The organism is Pseudomonas sp. p50(2008), from assembly GCF_015351605.1.
Classification (GTDB): Bacteria; Pseudomonadota; Gammaproteobacteria; order Pseudomonadales; family Pseudomonadaceae; genus Aquipseudomonas.
The window spans coordinates 134205-156722 of the sequence record NZ_JACMYF010000006.1 but is presented as its reverse complement, the minus strand read 5'-3'; the positions used below and the strand labels follow the sequence as shown (position 1 = coordinate 156722).

At 59.8% G+C, this 22518-nt stretch carries 27 protein-coding genes and 1 pseudogene; 13 read left to right on the top strand and 15 right to left on the bottom strand.

The window, feature by feature from the left end; genetic code table 11:
• Window positions 1-55: 55 nt before the first annotated feature.
• The 5 genes from lolA (at window position 56) to cysG (ending at window position 5279) form a co-directional block, all read left to right on the top strand.
• A complete protein-coding gene (lolA, locus tag H7698_RS17990; RefSeq protein ID WP_162438543.1) occupies window positions 56-679 on the top strand; it encodes an outer membrane lipoprotein chaperone LolA in 624 nt (207 codons plus the stop codon).
• A gap of 212 nt (window positions 680-891) precedes the next feature.
• Window positions 892-2214: a replication-associated recombination protein A gene (locus H7698_RS17985; RefSeq protein ID WP_194692346.1), complete on the top strand. Its 1323-nt coding sequence runs from the start codon at window positions 892-894 to the stop codon at window positions 2212-2214.
• Window positions 2214-2588, top strand: coding sequence for a fluoride efflux transporter CrcB (gene crcB / locus H7698_RS17980; protein WP_162438541.1), 375 nt, complete (start codon window positions 2214-2216; stop codon window positions 2586-2588). Before H7698_RS17985 ends, crcB begins: the two co-directional genes overlap by 1 nt.
• A 15-nt stretch (window positions 2589-2603) precedes the next feature.
• Window positions 2604-3884, top strand: coding sequence for a serine--tRNA ligase (gene serS, locus H7698_RS17975; RefSeq protein ID WP_162438540.1), 1281 nt, complete (start codon window positions 2604-2606; stop codon window positions 3882-3884).
• Window positions 3885-5279, top strand: coding sequence for a siroheme synthase CysG (cysG, locus tag H7698_RS17970; protein ID WP_194692345.1), 1395 nt, complete (start codon window positions 3885-3887; stop codon window positions 5277-5279).
• Window positions 5280-5414: 135 nt separating this feature from the next.
• On the opposite strand, the gene H7698_RS17965 is transcribed toward cysG, so the two are convergent.
• From H7698_RS17965 to H7698_RS17925, 9 genes are all read right to left on the bottom strand, one after another.
• Window positions 5415-6416 (bottom strand): glutathione S-transferase family protein, encoded by a 1002-nt coding sequence (locus tag H7698_RS17965; RefSeq protein WP_194692344.1) that lies wholly within the window; start codon window positions 6414-6416, stop codon window positions 5415-5417.
• A gap of 90 nt (window positions 6417-6506) precedes the next feature.
• Window positions 6507-7508, bottom strand: coding sequence for a glycosyl transferase family protein (locus tag H7698_RS17960; protein WP_162438537.1), 1002 nt, complete (start codon window positions 7506-7508; stop codon window positions 6507-6509).
• Window positions 7505-7840, bottom strand: coding sequence for a TusE/DsrC/DsvC family sulfur relay protein (locus H7698_RS17955; protein ID WP_194692343.1), 336 nt, complete (start codon window positions 7838-7840; stop codon window positions 7505-7507). Before H7698_RS17955 ends, H7698_RS17960 begins: the two co-directional genes overlap by 4 nt.
• Window positions 7837-8130 (bottom strand): sulfurtransferase complex subunit TusB, encoded by a 294-nt coding sequence (gene tusB, locus H7698_RS17950; RefSeq protein ID WP_194692342.1) that lies wholly within the window; start codon window positions 8128-8130, stop codon window positions 7837-7839. Before tusB ends, H7698_RS17955 begins: the two co-directional genes overlap by 4 nt.
• Window positions 8130-8486: a sulfurtransferase complex subunit TusC gene (gene tusC / locus H7698_RS17945; protein WP_194692341.1), complete on the bottom strand. Its 357-nt coding sequence runs from the start codon at window positions 8484-8486 to the stop codon at window positions 8130-8132. Before tusC ends, tusB begins: the two co-directional genes overlap by 1 nt.
• Before the next feature lies 1 nt (window position 8487).
• Window positions 8488-8880 carry a sulfurtransferase complex subunit TusD gene (tusD, locus tag H7698_RS17940; RefSeq protein ID WP_162438569.1) on the bottom strand — a complete coding sequence of 131 codons (393 nt, stop codon included), beginning with the start codon at window positions 8878-8880 and terminating at the stop codon, window positions 8488-8490.
• Window positions 8881-9000: 120 nt separating this feature from the next.
• Entirely contained in the window at window positions 9001-9705 is a 705-nt protein-coding gene (locus tag H7698_RS17935; protein ID WP_162438533.1) for a YoaK family protein, read from the bottom strand.
• 99 nt (window positions 9706-9804) lie between these two features.
• Entirely contained in the window at window positions 9805-10134 is a 330-nt protein-coding gene (locus H7698_RS17930) for a DUF6388 family protein (protein ID WP_162438532.1), read from the bottom strand.
• A gap of 21 nt (window positions 10135-10155) precedes the next feature.
• Window positions 10156-10404, bottom strand: a complete 249-nt coding sequence (locus H7698_RS17925) for a hypothetical protein (RefSeq protein WP_162438531.1) — start codon at window positions 10402-10404, stop codon at window positions 10156-10158.
• 161 nt (window positions 10405-10565) lie between these two features.
• Here H7698_RS17925 and H7698_RS17920 point away from each other — a divergent pair, with 161 nt between their 5' ends.
• Window positions 10566-10916 (top strand): hypothetical protein, encoded by a 351-nt coding sequence (locus H7698_RS17920; RefSeq protein WP_162438530.1) that lies wholly within the window; start codon window positions 10566-10568, stop codon window positions 10914-10916.
• A 143-nt stretch (window positions 10917-11059) separates the two neighbouring features.
• Here H7698_RS17920 and H7698_RS17915 read toward each other — a convergent pair whose 3' ends face one another.
• The gene (locus tag H7698_RS17915; RefSeq protein ID WP_194692340.1) at window positions 11060-11491 is read right to left on the bottom strand and encodes a GNAT family N-acetyltransferase; all 432 of its coding nucleotides are present in this window, start codon (window positions 11489-11491) and stop codon (window positions 11060-11062) included.
• Between the two features lie 148 nt (window positions 11492-11639).
• On the opposite strand from H7698_RS17915, the gene H7698_RS17910 reads away from it, so the two are divergent.
• Both H7698_RS17910 and H7698_RS17905 read left to right on the top strand, forming a co-directional pair.
• Window positions 11640-12077, top strand: a complete 438-nt coding sequence (locus H7698_RS17910; protein ID WP_194692339.1) for a hemerythrin domain-containing protein — start codon at window positions 11640-11642, stop codon at window positions 12075-12077.
• 53 nt (window positions 12078-12130) lie between these two features.
• The gene (locus H7698_RS17905) at window positions 12131-12724 is read left to right on the top strand and encodes an NUDIX domain-containing protein (protein ID WP_194692338.1); all 594 of its coding nucleotides are present in this window, start codon (window positions 12131-12133) and stop codon (window positions 12722-12724) included.
• 161 nt (window positions 12725-12885) lie between these two features.
• Here the strand turns inward: H7698_RS17905 and H7698_RS17900 are convergent, their stop codons facing one another.
• Complete coding sequence (locus H7698_RS17900) at window positions 12886-13422, bottom strand: methylated-DNA--[protein]-cysteine S-methyltransferase (protein ID WP_194692337.1); 537 nt, start codon at window positions 13420-13422, stop codon at window positions 12886-12888.
• A gap of 150 nt (window positions 13423-13572) precedes the next feature.
• On the opposite strand from H7698_RS17900, the gene ggt reads away from it, so the two are divergent.
• A complete protein-coding gene (ggt, locus tag H7698_RS17895) occupies window positions 13573-15300 on the top strand; it encodes a gamma-glutamyltransferase (RefSeq protein WP_162438526.1) in 1728 nt (575 codons plus the stop codon).
• A gap of 72 nt (window positions 15301-15372) precedes the next feature.
• A complete protein-coding gene (locus tag H7698_RS17890; RefSeq protein WP_194692336.1) occupies window positions 15373-15906 on the top strand; it encodes a cysteine hydrolase family protein in 534 nt (177 codons plus the stop codon).
• Window positions 15907-15994: 88 nt separating this feature from the next.
• Here H7698_RS17890 and H7698_RS17885 read toward each other — a convergent pair whose 3' ends face one another.
• Window positions 15995-16636, bottom strand: coding sequence for a TetR/AcrR family transcriptional regulator (locus tag H7698_RS17885; RefSeq protein ID WP_194692335.1), 642 nt, complete (start codon window positions 16634-16636; stop codon window positions 15995-15997).
• 183 nt (window positions 16637-16819) lie between these two features.
• Here H7698_RS17885 and H7698_RS17880 point away from each other — a divergent pair.
• Window positions 16820-17815 (top strand): annotated as a pseudogene (locus tag H7698_RS17880) (sterol desaturase family protein); the annotation flags it as partial.
• 562 nt (window positions 17816-18377) lie between these two features.
• Here H7698_RS17880 and H7698_RS17875 read toward each other — a convergent pair.
• Window positions 18378-18725: a DUF6124 family protein gene (locus H7698_RS17875; protein ID WP_194692334.1), complete on the bottom strand. Its 348-nt coding sequence runs from the start codon at window positions 18723-18725 to the stop codon at window positions 18378-18380.
• A 653-nt stretch (window positions 18726-19378) separates the two neighbouring features.
• Here H7698_RS17875 and H7698_RS17870 point away from each other — a divergent pair.
• Entirely contained in the window at window positions 19379-19837 is a 459-nt protein-coding gene (locus tag H7698_RS17870; protein WP_194692333.1) for a GNAT family N-acetyltransferase, read from the top strand.
• 3 nt (window positions 19838-19840) lie between these two features.
• Here the strand turns inward: H7698_RS17870 and H7698_RS17865 are convergent, their stop codons facing one another.
• Window positions 19841-21262: a M15 family metallopeptidase gene (locus H7698_RS17865; RefSeq protein WP_194692332.1), complete on the bottom strand. Its 1422-nt coding sequence runs from the start codon at window positions 21260-21262 to the stop codon at window positions 19841-19843.
• Window positions 21263-21344: 82 nt separating this feature from the next.
• Between H7698_RS17865 and H7698_RS17860 the strand changes: the two genes are divergently transcribed.
• A complete protein-coding gene (locus H7698_RS17860) occupies window positions 21345-22016 on the top strand; it encodes a DUF2268 domain-containing putative Zn-dependent protease (protein ID WP_194692331.1) in 672 nt (223 codons plus the stop codon).
• Between the two features lie 144 nt (window positions 22017-22160).
• Here the strand turns inward: H7698_RS17860 and H7698_RS17855 are convergent, their stop codons facing one another.
• Window positions 22161-22478, bottom strand: coding sequence for an NIPSNAP family protein (locus H7698_RS17855; protein WP_194692330.1), 318 nt, complete (start codon window positions 22476-22478; stop codon window positions 22161-22163).
• Window positions 22479-22518 lie beyond the last annotated feature (40 nt).

The following is a 22518-nucleotide window of genomic DNA, read 5'->3' as shown; positions in this document are numbered from 1 at the left end:
AAGGGCGGCGTTATCAGACGTCGCCCGCACTCCCACGAATGTTATGAGGACTCCCATGCGTCTTATCCGCATGCTGTTGCTGCCGGTACTGGCTTTGACCACGCTCTCGGCCCACGCCGATGACAAGGACGTGGCACGTCTGACCCAACTGCTGGAAAAATCCCAGACCCTGAGCGCCCGTTTTTCCCAGCTGACCCTTGATGGCAGCGGCACACAGTTGCAGGAAACCGCCGGTCAGATGTCCTTGCAGCGCCCCGGCCTGTTCTACTGGCACACCGATGCGCCGCAGGAACAACTGATGGTGTCCGATGGCAAGAAGGTATCCCTGTGGGACCCGGACCTGGAACAGGTCACGATCAAGAACCTCGACCAGCGTCTGACCCAGACGCCGGCGCTTTTATTGTCCGGTGATGTTTCCAAGATCAGCCAGAGCTTCGACATCAGCGCCAAGGAAGCCGGCGGCGTGATCGACTTCACCTTGAAGCCGAAAACCAAGGACACGCTGTTCGACAGCCTGCGCCTGTCGTTCCGCAATGGCTTGGTCAATGACATGCAACTGATCGACAGTGTCGGCCAGCGCACCAATATCCTGTTCACCGGCGTGAAGGCCAACGAGCCGATTCCGGCGTCCAAGTTCAAGTTCGACATCCCCAAGGGTGCGGACGTGATCCAGGAGTAACCACAGTACCTGCGGGAGCGAGCTTTTGTGGCGAGGGGATTTATCCCCGTTCGGCTGCGCAGCAGTCGCGAAACCATTGCATGCGGTACTCCTGTTACACCGCACTAGTAGAGTTTGGGACCGCTTCGCGGCCCAACGGGGATAAATCCCCTCGCCACAGGTTTCCAGCAGGCTTAAGAGAGTTGTATTAACCCGAGGTTTCAAAAGCAGTGATGGACCTGTTTCGCAGCGCCCCGATCGCTCAACCATTGGCCGCCCGCCTGCGCGCCGCCAATCTGGATGAGTACGTCGGTCAGGAACACCTGCTGGCGCGTGGCAAGCCTTTGCGCGAAGCGCTGGAGCAGGGAGCCCTGCACTCGATGATTTTCTGGGGGCCTCCAGGGGTCGGCAAAACCACCCTTGCACGGCTGCTGGCGGAAGTGTCGGACGCGCACTTTGAAACTGTCTCGGCGGTACTCGCTGGCGTGAAGGAAATCCGTCAAGCCGTAGAAATTGCCAAGCAACAGGCCGGGCAATACGGCAAGCGCACCATCCTGTTTGTTGATGAAGTGCATCGCTTCAACAAGTCCCAGCAGGATGCCTTTCTGCCGTATGTCGAAGACGGCACGCTGATCTTCATCGGCGCCACCACCGAAAACCCCTCGTTTGAACTCAATAACGCCTTGCTCTCCCGGGCCCGCGTGTATGTGCTCAAAAGCCTCGACGAAGCGGCGCTGCGCAAACTGGTGCACCGCGCGCTGACCGAAGAACGGGGTCTGGGCAAGCGCCAGTTGACCCTCAGCGACGAAGGCTTTCAGATGCTGCTGTCGGCCGCCGATGGCGACGGTCGGCGTCTGCTCAACCTGTTGGAAAACGCCTCGGACCTGGCTGAAGACAACAGCGAAATCGGCACGGACTTGTTGCAGAGCCTGCTGGGCGATACCCGCCGGCGGTTCGACAAGGGTGGCGAAGCGTTCTACGACCAGATTTCTGCGCTGCATAAATCCGTACGCGGCTCCAACCCCGATGGCGCGTTGTACTGGTTCGCGCGAATGATCGATGGCGGTTGCGATCCGTTGTACCTGGCCCGGCGCGTCGTGCGCATGGCCAGTGAAGACATCGGCAACGCCGATCCGCGCGCCCTGAGCCTGTGCCTGGCGGCATGGGAGGTGCAAGAACGGCTCGGCAGCCCCGAAGGCGAACTCGCCGTGGCCCAGGCCATTACCTATCTGGCGTGCGCACCCAAAAGCAATGCGGTGTACATGGGCTTTAAAGCGGCCCTGCGCAGCGCCACCGAACACGGCTCCCTCGAAGTGCCGCTGCACCTGCGCAACGCGCCGACCAAGCTGATGAAGCAACTGGGTTACGGCGACGAATACCGTTATGCCCATGACGAGCCGGACGCCTACGCCGCCGGCGAAGATTACTTCCCGGAAGAACTCGCGCCCCAGCCGTTCTACCAGCCGGTGCCGCGAGGTCTGGAATTGAAGATCGGCGAGAAGCTCAATCACCTCGCGCAACTGGACCGTCTCAGCCTTCGGCAGCGGAGAAAATAATGCTTCCTCTGATCGTTGCAGTTTCAGTCGGCGGGATCGCTGGCACCTTGTTGCGCTTCGGCACCGGTAATTGGGTCAACGCTAATTGGCCGCGGCACTTCTATACCGCGACGCTGGCCGTTAATATCATCGGCTGTTTGCTGATCGGCGTTCTATACGGTCTGTTTTTGATACGCCCGGAGGTGCCCATCGAGGTGCGCGCCGGGTTGATGGTCGGCTTCCTCGGGGGGCTGACGACTTTTTCATCCTTTTCACTGGATACGGTGCGCCTGCTGGAAAGCGGGCAAGTGCTTCTGGCCCTGGGCTATGCTGCCATCAGCGTATTCGGCGGGCTGCTCGCCACGTGGGCTGGCCTGTCCTTGACCAAACTTTGATAACGAGAGACCGACATGCTCGATTCCAAACTGTTACGTAGCAACCTTCAGGACGTAGCGGACCGCCTGGCATCCCGTGGCTTTGCCCTGGATGTTGCGCGCATCGAAGCGCTGGAAGAACAGCGCAAGACCGTCCAGACCCGCACCGAAGCACTGCAGGCTGACCGTAATGCGCGCTCCAAATCCATCGGCCAGGCCAAGCAGCGCGGTGAAGACATTGCGCCGCTGATGGCTGATGTCGAGCGCATGGCGAATGAGTTGAGCGCCGGTAAAGTGGAGCTGGACGCGATCCAGACCGAACTGGACTCGATCCTGCTCGGCATCCCGAACCTGCCCCACGAATCCGTGCCCGTCGGCAAGGATGAAGACGACAACGTCGAAGTGCGCCGTTGGGGCACCCCGACCGCGTTCGATTTCCCGGTTCAGGACCACGTGGCCCTCGGCGAGAAGTTCGGCTGGCTGGACTTCGAAACCGCCGCCAAACTGTCGGGCGCCCGTTTCGCCCTGCTGCGCGGCCCGATCGCTCGTCTGCACCGCGCTCTCGCGCAGTTCATGATCAACCTGCACACCACCGAACACGGTTACGAAGAGGCTTACACGCCTTACCTGGTCCAGGCGCCAGCGTTGCAAGGCACCGGTCAGCTGCCGAAGTTCGAAGAAGACCTGTTCAAGATCGCTCGCGAAGGTGAAGCGGATCTGTACCTGATTCCGACGGCCGAAGTCTCGCTGACCAACATTGTTGCCGGCGAAATCGTTGATTCGAAATTGCTGCCGATCAAGTTCGTCGCGCACACGCCGTGCTTCCGCAGTGAAGCCGGTGCATCCGGTCGTGATACCCGCGGGATGATTCGTCAGCACCAGTTCGACAAGGTCGAAATGGTCCAGATCGTTGAGCCGTCGACGTCGATGGAAGCGCTGGAAGGCCTGACCGCCAACGCCGAGAAAGTCCTGCAACTGCTCGAGCTGCCTTATCGCACCCTGGCGCTGTGCACCGGCGACATGGGTTTCAGTGCGGTCAAGACGTACGACCTGGAAGTGTGGATCCCGAGCCAGGACAAGTACCGCGAGATTTCGTCGTGCTCCAACTGCGGCGACTTCCAGGCCCGTCGTATGCAAGCGCGTTTCCGCAACCCGGAAACGGGCAAGCCTGAGCTGGTTCACACCTTGAACGGTTCCGGCCTGGCGGTCGGTCGTACCCTGGTTGCCGTGCTGGAGAACTACCAGCAGGCCGACGGTTCGATCCGTGTGCCGGACGTGCTGAAGCCGTACATGGGTGGCCTGGAGGTCATCGGCTAAATGGACTATCTGCCGCTGTTTCACAACCTTCGCGGCAGTCGTGTGTTGGTCGTCGGTGGGGGGGAGATTGCCTTGCGCAAATCCCGCCTGCTGGCCGAAGCCGGTGCTCTGCTGCGCGTGGTTGCACCTGAAATCGAACCGCAATTGCGCGAACTGGTTGCCGCCAGCGGTGGCGAGTGCATGTTGCGCGGTTATATTGAGACGGATCTGGACGGTTGCGGGCTGATCATTGCCGCCACCGATGACGAGCCGCTGAACGCGCAAGTCTCCGCCGATGCTCATCGGCGCTGTGTCCCGGTCAATGTGGTGGACGCGCCAGCCCTGTGCAGCGTGATCTTCCCGGCGATCGTCGATCGTTCCCCACTGATCATCGCCGTCTCCAGTGGCGGCGATGCACCGGTGCTGGCGCGGTTGATCCGGGCGAAGCTGGAAACCTGGATTCCTTCCACCTACGGACAACTGGCCGGCCTGGCTGCGCGCTTTCGTACTCAGGTCAAAAACCTGCTTCCGGATGTGCAGCAGCGCCGGGCGTTTTGGGAAGATGTGTTTCAGGGCCCGATTGCCGACCGGCAACTGGCTGGGCAGGGCGCTGAAGCCGAGCGCTTGCTGCTGGCGAAAATCGCTGGCGAGCCGCCAGCAAAAACCGGTGAAGTGTATTTGGTCGGTGCCGGGCCGGGTGATCCGGACCTGCTGACTTTCCGCGCCTTGCGTCTGATGCAGCAAGCCGACGTGGTGCTGTACGACCGTTTGGTCGCGCCGGCGATTCTGGATTTGTGCCGTCGCGATGCCGAGCGGGTTTACGTCGGCAAGCGTCGCGCCGATCACACAGTGCCGCAGGATCAGATCAACCAGCAGTTGGTAGATCTGGCCAAGGCTGGCAAGCGCGTCGTGCGTTTGAAGGGCGGTGATCCGTTCATCTTCGGTCGTGGCGGTGAAGAGATCGAAGAGCTGGCGGCCCATGGCATCCCGTTCCAGGTCGTGCCGGGTATCACGGCAGCCAGCGGTTGCGCGGCGTATGCCGGTATTCCGCTGACGCACCGCGATTACGCGCAGTCAGTGCGGTTCGTCACCGGGCACCTGAAGGATGGCTCCACTGATTTGCCTTGGGCCGATCTGGTGGCACCGGCGCAAACCCTGGTGTTCTACATGGGGCTGGTGGGCTTGCCGATCATTTGCGAGCAATTGATCAAGCATGGCCGAGCAGCCGATACGCCGGCGGCGCTGATCCAGCAGGGCACCACCGTCAATCAGCGGGTATTCACCGGCACCCTGGCGGACCTGCCTCGGCTGGTGGCGGAGCACGAAGTGCATGCGCCCACCTTGGTGATCGTCGGGGAAGTGGTGCAACTGCGCGAAAAACTGGCGTGGTTCGAGGGCGCTCAGGCGCAGGTCTGAAGACCGAGTGGACCCCATCGCGAGCAGGCTCACTCCCACATTTCGACCGTGTGAAGCCACAAATTTTGTGCTTAACACAGATCCAATGTAGGAGTGAGCCTGCTCGCGATGAGGCCATCAGATCATTTCCAGATCTCAGGCCTTACGCCAAACCCCTTTCCCACTCAACCGCGCCCGATCATGCGGTGCATTGAAATCCTGCGCCGGCCCCTTAGGCACAATCCCCGTCGGATTAATCGTCTTGTGGCTGCCGTAGTAGTGCTTTTTGATGTGCTCAAAGTTCACCGTCTCGGCAATTCCCGGCCACTGATAAAGCTCGCGCAGCCAGTTCGACAAGTTCGGATAGTCGGCAATCCGCCGCAGGTTACATTTGAAATGCCCGTGATACACCGCATCAAAGCGAATCAACGTGGTGAACAGCCGAATGTCCGCCTCCGTCAAATATTCCCCGACCAGGTAACGATTGGCGCCCAGTAACGACTCCAATCGGTCCAGCTCGGCAAACACCTCATCGAATGCTTCTTCGTACGCCTGCTGCGACGTGGCAAAGCCTGCGCGGTACACGCCGTTGTTAACCGCGGGATAAATACGCTCGTTCAGCGCATCAATCTCGCCACGCAATGGCGCCGGGTAGAAGTCCAGGTCATTGCCGGTCAACTCATCAAATGCACTGTTGAACATGCGGATGATCTCCGCCGATTCGTTATTCACAATGCGATTTTGTTGCTTGTCCCACAGTACAGGCACGGTGACACGCCCGGTGTAGTCAGCCGTGTCGGCGGTGTAGCGCTGATGCATGAAGTCGAAGTGATCGAGTTTGTCGCCGGTGGAGCCGAGCGACTGGTCAAAGGTCCAGCCGTTTTCGAGCATCAACCAACTGACCACCGACACGTCGATCAAGCTGTCGAGGCCTTTGAGTTTGCGCAGGATCAACGTGCGATGCGCCCACGGACAGGCAAGCGAGACGTAGAGGTGATAGCGCCCGGCGTCAGCCGCAAAGCCCCCGATGCCACTCGGGCCGGGCTGGCCGTCGGTGGTCACCCAGTGGCGACGCTGCGCCTGTTCACGCTGAAACGCGCCGTCCTTGCTGCTTTCGTACCACTGGTCCTGCCAGCGTCCTTCTACTAACAAACCCATGTCCAAGACTCCTCAATCAATAAGCGTTGGAGAGGAGTCTATGCGCATAGGTTCGAACAAAAAGCGCAAAGGTTGGGCGGTTATGATCGGTTAAATCGATCTGTCCCGAGCGTCCCAGTAGTGTTGAGCCGTTTCAAAGGCCTGCTCCCGGGTTTGACCGAGGCCGCGCAGCGCCAGGGCCATGGTCGCGATCAATGCCATTTGCGGGTAGCTGTCGACCACATCACCACGCCACACCGCTTTCAAATGCTCAGGGTCGAGCGAGGCGGGTTTGACGTGACGCTGGCTGGAAAGCTGTGGCCATTCCTCGTCCCAGCTTTCGCCGCCCGTTGTGCCGTACAAGTGGCTGTCGGCATCCGGGTTGATCTCGATCTCGCCGCCGTCGCCTTTCACCACGATCGCGGTATCGCCGAGCAAGCCGCTGGCATCGCGATGCACCGCCTGATAGCCGGGGTGGAAGATGCTTTGCAAGCCACAACGGGCGCTCAGCGGATTAAGGATTCGCGTCAATGAATGGATGGGCGAACGTAGCCCCAAGGTGTTGCGCAGGTCGATCATCCGTTGCAACTGCGGTGCCCAGTCCACCAGCGGCATGAATGCCAGCCCGCCGTTATCCAGCGCGGCGCCCACCTGTTGCCAGTTGCGGCACAGCGGGATCTGCAATTGCGCCAGCAGTTGCTCGCTGTACAACCGACCGGCCGTGTGCGCGCCGCCGCCGTGCATGAAAATCCGCAGGCCATTCTGCGCCAGGCATTTGGCCGCGAGCAGGTACCACGGCAGATGACGTTTTTTACCTGCGTAGGTCGGCCAGTCCAGATCGACCGCCATTGCCGGTGGATTCAGGCGCTGACGCAAGGCTTCGGTGAACCCGGCCATTTCCTCGGCGCTTTCTTCCTTGTGCCGCAGCAGCATCAGGAATGCGCCGAGCTGGGTCTCTTCGACCTTGTCGTCGAGCACCATGCCCATGGCTTCGCGGGCTTCCTCGCGGGTCAAATCACGCGCGCCGCGCTTGCCTTTGCCAAGGATGCGCACGAACTGGGCGAACGGATGCTCGGCGGGCGTTTCGAGGGTCAGCGCTGGGTAGTCGGTCATAAGCAATTCGTCGGTTTGGGCAGGCCCGCCAGTTTTGCGGCGAGTTTGGCAGGGGTGCCTTTGAACAGTCGGTTCAGGTGCAGGCTGTTGCCTTTTTCCGGGCCGAGCTTCAATGCGGTGTACTTGATCAACGGGCGCGTGGCCGGGGACAGCTGGAATTCGGCGTAAAAGCTGCGCAGCAGTTCGAGGACTTCCCAGTGATCAGGACTCAACTCGATGCCTTCCACCGCCGCCAGGGCACTCGCCACGTCGGCAGACCAGTCACTGAGTTCGACCAGGAAACCGTCCTTGTCCAGTTCGATGGCGCGGGCGCCGACTGTCAGCGAATTCATAGCCAGCTGTTGACCTTGTCGTAGTGGATCGACAGGTCGACGAAGGCCGGATAATCCACGCCGATCGCCCAGTCTGGAACCGAAATCGCCCGTGCCTGAGCATCTTCTGCCAGCACGAACAGTTTCAGGCCACGGGCGCTCAAGACGGCGAAGGGTGCAGTGCCTGGCTGCAAGGCGTACGCCGCATCGCCCGACAGCAGCAGCCCATCGTCGGTGCCGATAACACGTAGGCAACTGGTCAGGCGATCGTCGCCGAAAGGGGAATGAGACAACACATGCAAAGTCGACATCAGAGGGTGATCACCTGGTCGTAACGGTCAATAAGTGCGGTGATTTCAGCGGCGGACAGCACTTGGGCTTCTGCCAGTGCAAAACCCTCCAGCCCTCGCGCTGCCGAGCTGTCGCCACAGACGAACAATTGCTCGACACCGAACATCGGCAAGGCCTGCAGGTTTGCACTCAGGTCTTTCTGTTGCAGGGCCTTGGCGTCCTGTTTTGCCGCGAGCTGAAACACGCCGTCATCGAGAAACAACAGGCCGATGGGCAGATCGAAGGCGCCGCCAGCCAGGACGATGTCCAGTGCTTCCCGCGCGCTCGGCCCGGACCAGGGGGCCTGGCGGCTGATGATCAACAAGGATTTGGGCATCTCACGCGCCTCCAAAACAGATCAGGCGGTCGGCGTCCTGCACTGCGTCGTGCAACTGACCCAGACCGGACAATTCCCAAGGCGCGCCTGCCGATACAGCGTCGCGTTGATAACGCTTGGCCTCTTCCTCGTTCAGTACGCCACGGCGCAGGGCCGCGGCGATGCACACCACACCGTCGAGCTGATGGTCGGTGACAAAGGCGCGCCATTGCCGGGGCACATCCAGCTCATCCTGCGGGGTGACCACGCTGGCGGACGCGTTGTAGACGCCATCCTGGTAGAAAAATAGCCGGACAATCTCATGCCCCCCAGCCAACGCAGCCTGGGCGAACAGCAAGGCGCGGCGCGAGGAGGGCGCATGGGCGGCGGAAAACAGCGCAATGGCGAACTTCATGGCGGACTCGATCAGCAAAACTGCGTGCATGATAAAGCTTTATCGGTGGGGCGGCTAAGGGGCTTTGCCTGGAAGCTACTCGTCAGATACACAGAGCCTGCGGCAGCTCCTACATTGGGCTCAGCGCGGCATATAACCCAACTGCCAGCGCCGCGGAATCATCAAGGACAACACCCCGATCCCCCCAGCCAGCAGCCCGCTGACAAACAGCGCCTTGAGCCCGAGATGATGCTCGAGCAACGCGCCCAGCACCGCGCCGGCAAACATCCCGGTCCACGGGATCAACTGCACCCGCCAGCCGCTGCGTCGTTCGCCCAGCATCCACCGTCCAAGGCCACGACCAAACCGCGACAACGCGCCGGTGACGTACGTCAACCCGACCGGCAGGCCATTCACTTCTTCCACGGCCGCATTGAGCATGCCCATGGCGATGATCGCGGCCAGCAGCGCTGGCAATTGATCGTCATAAGGCCAGGCTGCCGCACCACAGAGCAGCATGGCGATGCACAGCAACAAAGGCAGCGCCCGGCGCCCACCGAGGCGGCTGACGACAATACCCAACGCGTTGCCGAGGATGAAGGTGGCGACGAGGATCAGCAAACGCAGGGTCAGCCCCATGTCTCCGTCGCTGATGGCCACCGCGAGGCGGGTGGTGTTGCCGCTCATGAACGAGACAAAATCGCCACTGGCCATGAAGCCGATGGCGTCAGTCATGCCGGCGAGCACCGATAGGCCGGCAACCAGCGACAGGCCGATGCGTCCGCGCCATTTCCTGGCATGCAGATGGCCCGGGCTGGCGCGTTCAGTGGAGAGGGATGGCAGCATTGGCGACGGTCGTCCTCAGGCAAAACACTCTCCGTGTAGCAGCTGGCGAAGCCTGCGTTCGGATGCGAAGCAGTCGTGAATAGGCATTCAAAAACAGGGTTACTTGCCCAGTCCATATAACTCGCAATATTCCAGCCAGTCCATACCCGCCATCTCGGCCACTTCCTTGTGCACTTCCAGACGCTGCGCCTGATAGTCCTGATCAGTCTCGGCGGTCAGTTGCAGCGTGAGCTCCCAGGCAAACAATCCAAGCCGCTCAGCCTCGGCTTCAAAGGCTTCATGCAAACGTTCGTCGCGAAACTGCGCCGCGGTTTCGCCCTTGGCCTGAGCCAATAGCGGATTGAGGTTGTCGAGTTCGACGCGCAGTTCAGGACGCTCATCGAGAAACTTCTCTAGCGCTTGCTCGTGTTGCTGTTCGGTTGCCGCCATGGTCGCTCCTTGATAACGAAACTACGTGGATTGCTTCTTGCTGGCCTTGGCTGCTGCGGCCAGGCATTCGAGGGCAAACTGCTCGGGATAGGTCATCTGGATCGGCGTGGTTTCGCCTTTGACGGTGCGTTCGCCGTCGAGGATGTAGCGAATGCGCTTGTCGGTCACCCCGATGCGCTTGGCGATCCAGGACGGCGTCTGGCCAATCTGGCTGATCAGCTTGTCGGCATATTCAGCGGTGGGTTTGTAGTATTCGGCGTTGGGTGTCATGGCCTTTCCAGAAAATGCGCCCGGAAATGGGGCGTTGCGAGGTTAATGGCGCGACAGGGTGCGCGAATCGCCCTCCGGTGTCGCGTTATATATGAAGTAAAGCAGAACGAAACGCCTTGCCCGGGTGATACAGTCCGCTTTTTTCCTGATGAGCGAATGCAATGCGAATTCTGATGGTGGCGCTGGCTGCAACCTTGCTGGCGGGTTGCGCCGGCTCGGTGATGAACGATGCTCGCACCAAAACCCCGTACAAAACCCTGAAGTCGGACAAGCCGGAAAAAGTCGTTGCCCAGTGCGTGCAGTTTTCCTGGCAGGACGAAGCGGTGTTTGGTGACGATGCCGGCGCCTACCTGCAGCCGGGCGAGAAGGGTGGGACGACCGTTTACACCCGTGCGGCGGAGTCTTTCGTGGACGTGACCCTGGATGCTTCGGGGACGGTGCTGAGCTACTACGCGCAGCAGGATGATTTCGTTGCCAAGCGCCGGTTGGCGGCGCTGGCGACCTGCCTCTGAATTCAGCCTGATCCCCCTTGCAGGAGTGGGCCTGCTCGCGATAGCGGTAGGTCCGTCGACATAAATGTTGAATGACCTACCGCTATCGCGAGCAGGCTCACTCCTACAAGGATCAGGTGTCGATTACATAATTGGCGCAGTCGCTAAACGTCGTTGATCAATCGCTTCTGAAAGAAGAAGCGCTTGTGCCCCGGCGGGTAATCGGCAATATGTCCCAGCTCGCTGTAACCCATCTTCTTGTAAAAGCCCGGCGCCTGGAATTCGAAGGTGTCGAGCCAGATCCCGACGCATTCCTTCTCCCGTGCCAGGTCTTCGGCCATCTGCATCAGCCGTGATCCCAATCCCTGACCCCTCGCGTGTTCCGGCACCGACAGTAGCTCGATATACATCCACTGATAGAACACCGAGGCGTACAACCCGCCGAGAATGTCGTCGTGCTCATCGCGCACCAGCAAGGCAATCGGCTCGTCGACCGTGACGCCAGCCTTTGAGGCGTTGTAGGCGCGCAAGGGCAGGCGAATCGCCTGGCGTTCGTCGTCCGTGGGGTCTTGCGATTGTTCAATCCGCAGTGTCATCAGCTAAATCCTTATGGCCATGAGAGAAGGGCGCAAGCGTAGCGCGACGACGGGTGATTGATCCAGATCTTCACGTGGAACTGTCGCTGCAGCGCGAATGTCTAGCCTAAATAGCGTCATTCGAGAACGCTGCCGATGAGGACACTCCGTGAATATTTTTGAAGCCTTGCGTGAAAGCCACGACCGTCAACGTACCTATGCCGACGCGCTGATCAAGACCAGCGGCGACACCCCTGAGCGGGTCGAAGCTTACAAGCAGCTGAAGGCGGAACTGCAGGCCCACGAAACCGCAGAAGAGCGGCATTTCTACATTCCGCTGATGGAGTTCGACAACGGCGTCGACCTCAGCCGCCATGCCATCTCTGAACACCACGAGATGGACGAGATGATGGAAACCCTCGACGAGACCGAGATGTCCAGCCCGGCCTGGCTCGCCATGGCGAAGAAACTGTCCGAAAAGGTCCATCACCACCTGAAGGAAGAAGAGCAGAAGTTCTTCCAGATGGCCGGCAAACTTTTGGACGACAAACAGAAGGAAACGCTGGCGGGGCAGTACGTGAAGGAGTACGAAGCGCAGCTTTCCTGAGGCGAGTTTTCGCCTAAGATGTCGGCTTTCTGACGAAATAGGGAAGCATTGTCATGTCCACCACTGCCGAGCGGGTCAACATCGTCGAGTCTCAGGTGTTGTCTCAGGACTGGTACCTGCTGAAGAAAATCACCTTTGATTACCTTCGCAACAACGGCGAGTGGCAGCGCCAGACCCGCGAGGTCTATGACCGCGGCAATGGCGCGGCGATTCTGCTGTTCAATCGTGCGAAGAAAACCGTCGTACTGACTCGCCAGTTCCGCTTGCCGGTGTTCGTCAACGGGCATGACGGCTTGCTGGTCGAAGTCGCGGCGGGGCTGCTCGAAGGCGCAGCGCCGGCAGAGCGTATCCGCGATGAAGCGGAGGAAGAAACCGGTTATCGCGTGCACCACGTGCAGAAGGTGTTCGAGGCGTACATGAGCCCCGGTTCAGTCACTGAAAAACTGCACTTCTTCATCGCCGAATATGACGCTGCCTCGAAGGTCAGCGAGGGCGGCGGACTGGAGGAAGAAACCGAAGAGCTCGAAGTGCTGGAGTGGACATTCGACGACGCGCTCGACGCTTTCTACCGCGGTGAAATCTGCGACGCCAAGACCATCATGTTGTTGCAGTACGCCGCGATGAAAAACATCTTCGCAACGACCTGACCTTGAGCGCCCACGATCCCTGTAGCAGCTGCCGAGCCTGCGAGGCTGCGTCCGACTGCGCAGCAGTCGTATTCTCTGGCGCTGTCGTTTGACTGACACACCGTTGCGTAAGGTTTGCGACTGCTGCGCAGTCGGACGCAGCCTTGCAGCCTCGGCAGCTGCTACACGTTATGTATTGGTTGCTCGAACAGATCGCCGGTCATGCCGGTACCTGACCGCTTGGCCCCCTCCAGGCGCAACAACAACGCCTTCGCCTCCAGCCCCCCCGCAAACCCCGTCAACTTCCCCGACGCCCCAATCACCCGATGGCACGGCGCGACAATCGATATCGGATTCTTCCCGTTCGCCGCCCCCACTGCCCGAACCGCGCTCGGGTTGCCGATCTGCTGGGCGATCTGGCTATAGCTGCGGGTCTCGCCGAACGGAATCGTCAACAGCGCTGCCCAGACCTTCTTCTGAAATTCCGTACCGGCAAATTCCAGCTCCAGCTCGAAGTGATCACGGGTGCCGGCAAAATATTCGCGCAGCTGTTCGGCCGTGCGCAAAAGGATCGGATTGTCCGTCGATTCGCTCATGGACCCCAGTCGCACGCGGCCCGGTGCGTCGTTTTCCCAGAGGATGGCGACCAGGCGTGAGCCATTCGCGACCAGCTTCAGCTCACCGACCGGGGACGCCAGGGTTGTGCAGGTGTAGGTCATATCGCAGGCCGCGCCGATTTGTTGAACAAGCGTTAAGGATACTGCCTGGTCGGGGAGGCGCAATACGCAATCTTAGCCATACTGGCTACTGCTCCTGAAGCGTTCCCTCTGTCCTGGGCAGAGCCAAAAAACAAAAAAAGAGACCGAATCATGAAGTTCGAACCTTTTGCCAAATCGCTGATAGCGACCTCTTTGGCGCTCAGCTGCCTCAGTACTTACGCGGCTTCCGTGGCCCCGGTCGCGGCCGAAAACGGCATGGTCGTGACTGCCCAGCACCTGGCCAGTCACGTGGGTGTCGATGTGCTCAAGAACGGCGGCAACGCTGTCGATGCAGCCGTCGCGGTCGGCTACGCGCTGGCGGTGGTGTATCCCGCAGCGGGCAACCTGGGCGGCGGTGGTTTCATGACCATCCAGCTGGCCGATGGACGCAAGACCTTCCTCGATTTCCGCGAAAAAGCCCCTCTGGCGGCGACTGCCGACATGTACCTCGACAAAGAGGGCAATGTCGTCCCTGATCTGAGTACCCGCGGCCACCTGGCGGTCGGCGTGCCGGGCACTGTGTCAGGCATGGAGCTGGCGCTGTCCAAATACGGTACCAAACCCCGCAAGGACGTGATCGCCCCGGCGATCAAACTGGCTGAAGACGGTTTTGTGCTGGAGCAGGGTGATGTCGACTTGCTGGAGTACGCCACCGATGTCTTCAAGAAAGACATCAAGGACTCCGGCTCGATCTTCCTGAGCAATGGCGAACCGATGCAGGTCGGCCAGAAGCTCGTGCAAAAAGACCTCGGCAAAACCCTGCGGGAAATTTCCGAGAAAGGCGCTGACGGCTTCTACAAAGGGTGGGTCGCCGACGCCATCGTCACGTCCAGCCAGGCCAACAAAGGCATCATCACCCAGGCCGACCTCGACAAATACAAGACCCGCGAACTGGCTCCGGTGGAGTGCGACTATCGCGGTTACCACGTGGTCTCGGCACCCCCGCCAAGCTCCGGTGGCGTGGTCATCTGCGAAATCATGAACATCCTCGACGGCTACCCAATGAAAGACCTGGGTTACCGTTCGGCCCAGGGCATGCACTACCAGATCGAAGCCATGCGCCACGCCTATGTGGACCGCAACAGCTATTTGGGCGACCCGGACTTCGTGAAGAATCCGATCGAGCACCTGCTGGATAAAAACTACGCGACCAAAATCCGCGCGGCCATCGACCCTAAAAAAGCCGGCGTTTCCCGCGAGATCAAACCCGGCGTCGCGCCCCATGAAGGCAGCAACACCACGCACTATTCCATCGTCGACAAATGGGGCAACGCGGTGTCGGTGACCTACACCCTAAACGACTGGTTCGGTGCTGGCGTCATGGCCAGTAAAACCGGGGTCATCCTCAATGATGAGATGGACGATTTCACCTCGAAAATCGGCGTGCCGAACATGTACGGCCTGGTCCAGGGTGAAGCCAACATCATCGCCCCCGGCAAGGCGCCGTTGTCGTCGATGAGTCCGACCATCGTCACCAAGGACGGCAAGGTGGTGATGGTCGTCGGCACCCCCGGTGGCAGCCGCATCATCACCGCGACGTTGCTGACCATCCTCAACGTGATCGATTACGGCATGAACATTCAGGAAGCGGTCGATGCCCCACGTTTCCACCAGCAATGGCTGCCGGAAGAAACCAACCTGGAAACCTTCACCACCAGTCCCGACACGGTGAAGATGCTCGAAGCCATGGGCCACAAGTTCGCCGGGCCGCAGGATGCCAACCACGTGGCGGCCATTCTGGTCGGCGCCCCTTCGCTGGAAGGCAAACCGGTCGGCAAAAACCGTTTCTACGGCGCGAACGACCCACGACGCAACACCGGGTTGTCGCTCGGTTATTAAGGGTTGTTTTTAGAAGGGGACGGATCTATTTTCTGTCCCCTTGTCCCACCGACATTTCAAGGAAGGAAGACCATGAGCACCGCCCTGCTGATCATCGACGTACAGCGCGCTCTGTGTGTCGGCGAATACGAATGCTTCGATATCAAACGCATCATCGACACCATCAACGGACTCAGTGCCAAGGCCAGAAAAGCCAACATCCCCGTCATCCTCATCCAGCACGAGGAAGAGGGCGACTTGCTGCAATTCAAAAGCGAAGGGTGGCAACTCGCAGAAGGGCTGGTGACCTCAGATGAGGACCTGCGCGTACGCAAAACCACGGGAGATTCTTTCTACCAAACCAATCTGGGGGCGCTGTTGCAAAAGAGGGATGTCGACCGCCTGATCATCTGCGGGCTGCAAACCGACTATTGCGTAAATGCCACCGTGCGCCAGGCCCACACACAGGGCTACGACGTGGTGCTCGCCGCCGATGCACATTCGACGGTGGACAACGGGAATATGGCCGCTGAAGACATCATTGCCGAACACAACAAAGATCTGGCGCACTTGACGGGCTCGGTCGCCCGAATCGACGTTATACCGGCCGGCGAAATCAAATTCTGAAATCGTTTATCGATGGCGAGGGATGAAGCGACGACTGCTGCGCAGCCGAGCGGGACGGTGCAGCAGTCCCCAACAATTCCCAACAATCTCAAGTCGCAAACATCAACCGCTTCCCCTCATTCACCGCAACCGGCCCCACACCGCCCAGCACCAAGCGGGTAACGGTCGCCGCTGCATCCCGATAATCCTCATCCCGCGGCGTCTCCCGACCTGTGATATGCGCCATCTGCCAACCCAGGTTGGTATAGGTGCGCGTCGCCGACCAGATGAACAACATCAGGTGCTCCGGGTCCACTGGCGCCAGCAACCCCCGAGCAATCCAGCTGCGCAGGCATTCGACATTGCGTCGTGCCTCGGCATACAGCAGGTCCCGACATTCTTCGGGCAATTGCCGGCCTCCCAGTAACAACTCCCCACTGAACACCTTCGCAATATGCGGATGCTCCCGGGCGATCCGGATCCGTGCGGCAATGTAGGCCTGCAACCCTGTCACGGGATCATCGCTCTCGCGCAGCACCGCCGAGGCTTCAAGCAGTGGCTCGACAAACCCGAGAAGCACCTTGGCGTAAAGACTTTCCTTGCTCCGGAAGTAGTAATAGAGATTGGCCTTAGGCACACCCGCCCGCGCTGCGATGTCCCGCGTCTGGGTGGCGTCGAAGCCTTTGGCGGCGAACTCTGCGCTGGCGGCCTCCAGAATGACGTGCAGATTGTGCTGGCGAATGCGGCTCATGAACGGCTGTCTTCGGGATTTGAGTGACGCAATATACAAAACTACATAGCGAAAGAGCCAGCAGGTACGGCATTTATCGACCGAGTGATGAGCGCAGGAGGGTGCAAGCAGTCGAGGCGGGGCTACACTTATCGCCTGCTTCACCGAACCCCACGCCCTTCCCTTGAAGGAGGCGAACCCGTCGTGGATGCATTCACAGCACTTGTTGACTACCTGATCTTGTGGGTGATCAAGCCTGTCAGCCACCAGTTCCTTAGCCTCTTTGATGTGAACGGCCGGTTAGGTGTGCTGTTCCTGTCCATCTCGTACGCCATTGCCTACAGCCTCTATCGATATCGGAAACATCGCGGTGTCACCGAGGCGCGGTCTTTCTGGCAATTTATCGGCGGGCACCGGGTGCATTTTCACCAATCCGCGTTGCTGGATTACCGTTACTACTTCGTACGCGCCATCCTCAAAATCGCGCTGGTGCTGCCCATCGTCGGCCTGGTAGACCCACTCATCCTGCGCTCCGGCGACTACATCGCGTTCTTCACAAACCTCTGGGGCGCCCGCGTGCACGTGCAGGATCACCTCGCACTCTCATTGCTCTACGGCCTGGGCGTATTCCTGCTGAAGGATTTCATCAACTACTGGTCCCATCGCGCCTTTCACACCCGATGGCTCTGGGCCTTCCACAAAGTCCATCATTCGGCGCGTGTCCTCGTACCCGCGACCGCCAGCCGGGTGCATTTCGTGGAAAAGGTCGTGGAAAAACTCTCTTCCACAATCGTCATCAGCCTCTATGCCGGCGTCGTCTGGTACGCCTGTGGCGGGGAAGTCAGCCGCTACACGTTGTTCGGCGTGACGTACATGGTGTTCATCCTCAACGGTCTGGCGGCGAACCTGCGTCACAGCCACGTATGGTGCTCGTTCGGGCCGCTGGTCGAACATGTGCTGAACAGCCCGGCCCAGCACCAGATTCATCACAGCGATGCACCGCGACACTTCAACAAGAACTTCGGCGTCAACATGTCACTGTGGGACTGGATGTTCGGCACGCTGTACGTGACCACGTCGAAGCCAGAAGCGCTGCGGTTTGGCATCGGCGACAAGGACCGAGACCTGTATGGGTCGATCTACAACCTGATCGTCACGCCATTTGTGGAAGTCGCCAGCAAGGTCCGTCCGGCGAAACCTTTGGGCGATGCCAGCCGCTTCGGATCGCTGCCTATGGCTACCTTGGGCTGGGCGCGATGGCAGCCTTCTCGATCGCCGCCAGCATATGAGGCACGGCATAAGCCGTGTACCAATGCTTCATCCCTTCAATGGCGGTGTTGGCCGGAGCACTGTCCTGAGCCCCCACAAGTTCTGCACACGCCTGCGCCATGGCGACCAGAATCCGCGCAGCCTCTGGCACATAAGGCAGATCATGCCCGGCGTCGTGTCGCTCGCGAATGATCTGGTAGCGGATATTCTCCGGCAAAGTCCAAGCGCTGATCAGAAACTCCTGAACCGAGTAATCGACCCCCTTGATGTTCACCGTCGCGTCACGATGTTTTTCGCTGAACCCCGCCGCCTCGATCTGCTCGCAGCTGTCGATCGCCGTGTTCATCATGTCTCGAATTTGTTGCCAGTCAGTCTTCATTTGAACTCCGTTTCTTGAGGGGATTGGACAAGATCAAAAAATCGCAGGCTCATTGCACTCAAGGAGCTGTCGAGTGCAACGAGGCTGCGATCTTTTGATTTTTGGATTAAGCCATCACGCCGGAGATTCGATTCGATCCAACACCCGATTCACCACCAACTCGCCCAGCATGATGACCTGCGCAATGCCCAGCAACGCATTACGCGACGTCCCTTCCAGATGATCCACCAGATCGGTAGCCATCACATTCGCCGACGCCAGAGACTCGCAGGCATAGGCCAGCAGGGTTTCGTTATCGAGGTCGGGGTTGACGGTGAAGAAGGTGCAGAGTTTGTGCGGGGTGGCTTTGATGTCGGCGATAGAAGGCGCGCGATTGGCTGCGTTGTGGGGATTCTCTGAATCGGGATTTTCACTGGGTGCTACCGGATCGGTAGCCGGCGGATTGGGCGTTACCTTGGGCATGGATGAAACTCCAGGTTAGGAATGTGGAGCCATCAACCTCGCTACCAAACGAGGGTGGCGGCCATACGTAGGTTGGTAGACCGGTACACCTGGAAAACCCGGCGCGTCCGAGGACGCCCTGCGCATGGCCACCATAAATACAGAGGATCAAAAAAGCCTCCGATCTAGATCGCGCTATGCACCAGGTACCGGGCTACCAAACCCAATCGCTGTTTTTCAGCGACCGACAAACGATAGAGCCCGCACCCAAGGCGCACAAGCCGGCGGATTCTGGCGTACCTGTAGGCATCCACGCAAGGCGCTGTAGCTTTCAAGAAGTGATCGTCCTACCGATTAAACAAGCCCCTCAAAACGACGACCCGCGCACCAACGCCATCACCAGCATCAGCCCCGCATTCTCCAGATACACAGGCCCCCCGTGGGAGCGGGCTTGCTAGTGACGGGGCCCAAACAGCCCACACAAATAAAAAATCCCACCTAAAGACTTCATCAAAACGCGAGTTTTCCTACAGCTACCGTGCACCAAAAATCGGGAGGCTTCAAAAGATCGCAGCCTCGTTTCACTCGACAGCGCCTACAGAGTGAAAGGAGGCTGCGATCTTTTGATCTATCATTCCCGGATCACCCCCCCCCCCCGTACGGAGACGATCAACATGCCCCTCCAAATCCAGCGCGCCGACGCCAGTCACCTCGACCTCATCGCCCCTCTATTCGATGCCTATCGCGGTTTCTACGGCCAACCTTCAAACCTGCCCCAGTCCCGCGACTTCATCGCCGAGCGCATTGCGCGGGATGAGTCGGTGATTTTCTTCGTTCAGGACGAGGCGGGTGAGGCGCTGGGATTTGTGCAGTTGTTCCCGACGTTTTCCTCCATCGATGCGCACCGCACCTGGTTGCTCGGGGACCTGTTCACAACGCCCAACGCGCGAGGTCGCGGGGTGGGGACGCTGTTGATGAACACGGCGCGATCGTTCGTCGTGTTGTCCGGCGGTAAAGGCATGACGCTGGAAACCGCCACAGATAACTTCAGCGCGCAGCGGTTGTACGAGTCGTTGGGCTATGTGCGTGACACGGGTTACTACACCTATTGTCTCGATTTGAAGCAGGGCTGAGGTTCAACGCTGCGGCAGGCCCCAAGGTTCGCGTAACTGCTCGTATTGCGCTTCGGGCATTTGCACCAGCAGCGGCGTTTCGCGAGGGTCCAGCCAGTTGAACAACCGGGAAATATCCGCCTGATCCATGGCCGTGCAGCCCGCCGTCGGGGCGGTGTGGGCGCGCCAGATGTGGAAGAAAATGCAGGATCCGGCGCCCGGCATCGCCGGGGTGTTGTGATCGATGACGATGCCTTTGCGGTACAACACATCCTCATTGCGCATGTGTTCGGAACTGCTCCAGTCCTTTGAAATCACCGAGCCATCGACCAGTTCGTTGTAGCGACTGGATTGGCTGTCATCCACGCATTCGGTGGTCGGCGTGAGGGCGAGGTAGGGCAGTTTTGTCTGCGCAACCGGATCAAAGCCGAATGCCGTTCCGAGCTTGAAGACCCCGGCAGGTGCTTTCCCGTCGCCTTCGCGTTTGACCGGACCTTCGCCGGGTTCAAAGAGTCCCTTGCCCCAGGCCATTCCGGTTTTGCCGAGCACCACCGCAAAGGCGTCGCCGGACTTTTTGAAGGTGCTGCCGTCGCGCTCATAACGCTGGGCGCTGCCCTGGATGTCCTCCCAGTTTTTCGACGTGACCACGATCAACTGCTGGCTGGCGTCGACCACATCGCGGGTGGCCAGGGGCGTGATGGGGAAATCCATGACCTCTTTTTTGGCGACCTCGCCCGCGTAGGTGAAATGCCACCACTCTTTCGAATACCCGCTAAATCCTTCTTTTTCCATCGCACGGGTCAAGCGCTGCCGATTGGCCTTCGCCGTTGCGTTGATCGTCGGGTTGTCAGGGTGAGCGCGCTCGTCGAAGCAATCGAAACCGGTGCCCATATCGACCCCGCCGTCATGCCAGCGCTGCTCGTAAGGCGCCGTGCAATCGACCGGTGCGGCCGCGGGCGTCCATTTGTTGGCAGGCAGCGCCTGCGGCCCGGTCAGGGTCAGGTCCACGGTTGAGCCTTTGGAATGCCCCGACACCCGCGCCACATAACCCAGGCGCCAGAAATCCTGCTTGTCCACGCGGGGGTAGAACTCGGCCTTGCGCGGATCCCCCGGTTCGGTCGCGAACCGGCCCATGTCCGCCACGGCGCGGCTCGGGCGATAGCAATCGAAAACCTTCAAGCCATAACCCTCGGCGCGCAATGCCGTCTGCACCCGGGCGAGCGCCTTGGCCGTTTCCACCGTCAGCAGGCACTCAGCGGCGTCATATCCGGCAAGCGGATGACCGGTGAAGTTGTGAGCGCTGGCGTAGCGGACATCCTGCTCGATGCCGGGATCGATCGTGCGCAAATAGACCATGTGATCGGGCCGGTTCTCGGCACCGGCCATGGTCGCGAGGGCGAGGCCCAGCAGTAGCAGCGAGGAAAAAAGTGAGGTATTCGGGCGCATGGTCAGGGTGGCTTCCGGTGGATATGATGGGCCGCTTGGCTCAGTGGAGCTTAGCCTTTGCAACGAATTCAAGGAGATATCAATGGACGCATGGACACTGCACTGGCTGGAAGCTTCGGGAAACCTTGACGACTTTCGAACCGAGGTGATTGGCGAATTCGCCGCCGCTTACCAATCCATTTCCCGGCTGATGCCAGCGCCACGGCTGGATATCCTGATCCAGACGCTGCCCGGCGAAACCATCCCGGAAATGGGCCTTGTCGGGCGAGCCGTTCGCAGCACCCTGTTTTCGATGACCCTCGATCCCGACAACCCGAACTTCCTCGCAAGCCTGCGCAACGGCACGCTGCACCGACAAATCATCCATGAGGTTCATCATTGCCTGCGCATGGCCGGCCCCGGCTACGGCTGGACGCTGGGTGAAGCCTTGGTCAGCGAAGGGCTGGCGGGCCAGTTTGTCGGTCATCTGCTCGGTAGCGAGCCGGAGCCCTGGGAAAGAGCCGTCACACCGGCCGAGCTCCTGCAAATACCAATAGAGCCGCAGACCCTCGACTCTACGCATTACAACCACAGCGAATGGTTCTTTGGGTTCGGTGCTTACCCGAGATGGCTGGGCTACACCTTGGGTTATCAGATGGTTGAACAATGGCTGGCATCGACAGGCGACATCGATGTCGCCACCTGGATCAATGTCCCCGCGCGCACCATCATCGATTCAGCCATTGAGGCGCGGCGGGGATCACTGGAAACCTGAGTTTTCAGCAACAGGCTTGCCGCCATCGCGGGCAAGCCACGCTCCCACAGGATCCAGGCACAGCACAAAATCCTCAGCCAGCCACAATCCCTGTAGGAGTGAGCCTGCTCGCGATGAGGCCAGAACAGGCCACCGCATCATCACCTACTGCTGCTGATCCCCAAACACCGGCCGGAAAAAACTGCGTTCATAACTCAGGATGCACTTTGTCTCTTCGGCGTACTGGAACGCCGCGATGCACGCCGCGTCCTTCATGGAGTCCTGCCGGTAGCGCTCGTAATCCGCAAGGCTGGGAAAGGTGAACATGGCCATGGCGATGTTGTTGGCGCCCTCGGACGGCAGGAAGTAGCCGTGATGCTGTCCGCCGAATTTCTCCACCAGTGGAATCCACAAGTTTGCGTAGTGTTCGAACGCCTTGATCTGGTAGGGATCAAGCACATACCTCAGATAGCAAGTGACCACGTTTTTTCCTCTTGAATTAGGTGCCCTGACAGGCACTCAT

Excerpts from the sequence above, each read along its gene's own strand:
- lolA (WP_162438543.1), top strand. The coding sequence starts at position 56 with ATGCGTCTTATCCGCATGCTGTTGCTGCCGGTACTGGCTTTGACCACG.
- H7698_RS17985 (WP_194692346.1), top strand. The coding sequence starts at position 892 with ATGGACCTGTTTCGCAGCGCCCCGATCGCTCAACCATTGGCCGCCCGC.
- crcB (WP_162438541.1), top strand. The coding sequence starts at position 2,214 with ATGCTTCCTCTGATCGTTGCAGTTTCAGTCGGCGGGATCGCTGGCACC.
- serS (WP_162438540.1), top strand. The coding sequence starts at position 2,604 with ATGCTCGATTCCAAACTGTTACGTAGCAACCTTCAGGACGTAGCGGAC.
- cysG (WP_194692345.1), top strand. The coding sequence starts at position 3,885 with ATGGACTATCTGCCGCTGTTTCACAACCTTCGCGGCAGTCGTGTGTTG.
- H7698_RS17965 (WP_194692344.1), bottom strand. The coding sequence starts at position 6,416 with ATGGGTTTGTTAGTAGAAGGACGCTGGCAGGACCAGTGGTACGAAAGC.
- H7698_RS17960 (WP_162438537.1), bottom strand. The coding sequence starts at position 7,508 with ATGACCGACTACCCAGCGCTGACCCTCGAAACGCCCGCCGAGCATCCG.
- H7698_RS17955 (WP_194692343.1), bottom strand. The coding sequence starts at position 7,840 with ATGAATTCGCTGACAGTCGGCGCCCGCGCCATCGAACTGGACAAGGAC.
- tusB (WP_194692342.1), bottom strand. The coding sequence starts at position 8,130 with ATGTCGACTTTGCATGTGTTGTCTCATTCCCCTTTCGGCGACGATCGC.
- tusC (WP_194692341.1), bottom strand. The coding sequence starts at position 8,486 with ATGCCCAAATCCTTGTTGATCATCAGCCGCCAGGCCCCCTGGTCCGGG.
- tusD (WP_162438569.1), bottom strand. The coding sequence starts at position 8,880 with ATGAAGTTCGCCATTGCGCTGTTTTCCGCCGCCCATGCGCCCTCCTCG.
- H7698_RS17935 (WP_162438533.1), bottom strand. The coding sequence starts at position 9,705 with ATGCTGCCATCCCTCTCCACTGAACGCGCCAGCCCGGGCCATCTGCAT.
- H7698_RS17930 (WP_162438532.1), bottom strand. The coding sequence starts at position 10,134 with ATGGCGGCAACCGAACAGCAACACGAGCAAGCGCTAGAGAAGTTTCTC.
- H7698_RS17925 (WP_162438531.1), bottom strand. The coding sequence starts at position 10,404 with ATGACACCCAACGCCGAATACTACAAACCCACCGCTGAATATGCCGAC.
- H7698_RS17920 (WP_162438530.1), top strand. The coding sequence starts at position 10,566 with ATGCGAATTCTGATGGTGGCGCTGGCTGCAACCTTGCTGGCGGGTTGC.
- H7698_RS17915 (WP_194692340.1), bottom strand. The coding sequence starts at position 11,491 with ATGACACTGCGGATTGAACAATCGCAAGACCCCACGGACGACGAACGC.
- H7698_RS17905 (WP_194692338.1), top strand. The coding sequence starts at position 12,131 with ATGTCCACCACTGCCGAGCGGGTCAACATCGTCGAGTCTCAGGTGTTG.
- H7698_RS17900 (WP_194692337.1), bottom strand. The coding sequence starts at position 13,422 with ATGACCTACACCTGCACAACCCTGGCGTCCCCGGTCGGTGAGCTGAAG.
- ggt (WP_162438526.1), top strand. The coding sequence starts at position 13,573 with ATGAAGTTCGAACCTTTTGCCAAATCGCTGATAGCGACCTCTTTGGCG.
- H7698_RS17890 (WP_194692336.1), top strand. The coding sequence starts at position 15,373 with ATGAGCACCGCCCTGCTGATCATCGACGTACAGCGCGCTCTGTGTGTC.
- H7698_RS17885 (WP_194692335.1), bottom strand. The coding sequence starts at position 16,636 with ATGAGCCGCATTCGCCAGCACAATCTGCACGTCATTCTGGAGGCCGCC.
- H7698_RS17875 (WP_194692334.1), bottom strand. The coding sequence starts at position 18,725 with ATGCCCAAGGTAACGCCCAATCCGCCGGCTACCGATCCGGTAGCACCC.
- H7698_RS17870 (WP_194692333.1), top strand. The coding sequence starts at position 19,379 with ATGCCCCTCCAAATCCAGCGCGCCGACGCCAGTCACCTCGACCTCATC.
- H7698_RS17865 (WP_194692332.1), bottom strand. The coding sequence starts at position 21,262 with ATGCGCCCGAATACCTCACTTTTTTCCTCGCTGCTACTGCTGGGCCTC.
- H7698_RS17860 (WP_194692331.1), top strand. The coding sequence starts at position 21,345 with ATGGACGCATGGACACTGCACTGGCTGGAAGCTTCGGGAAACCTTGAC.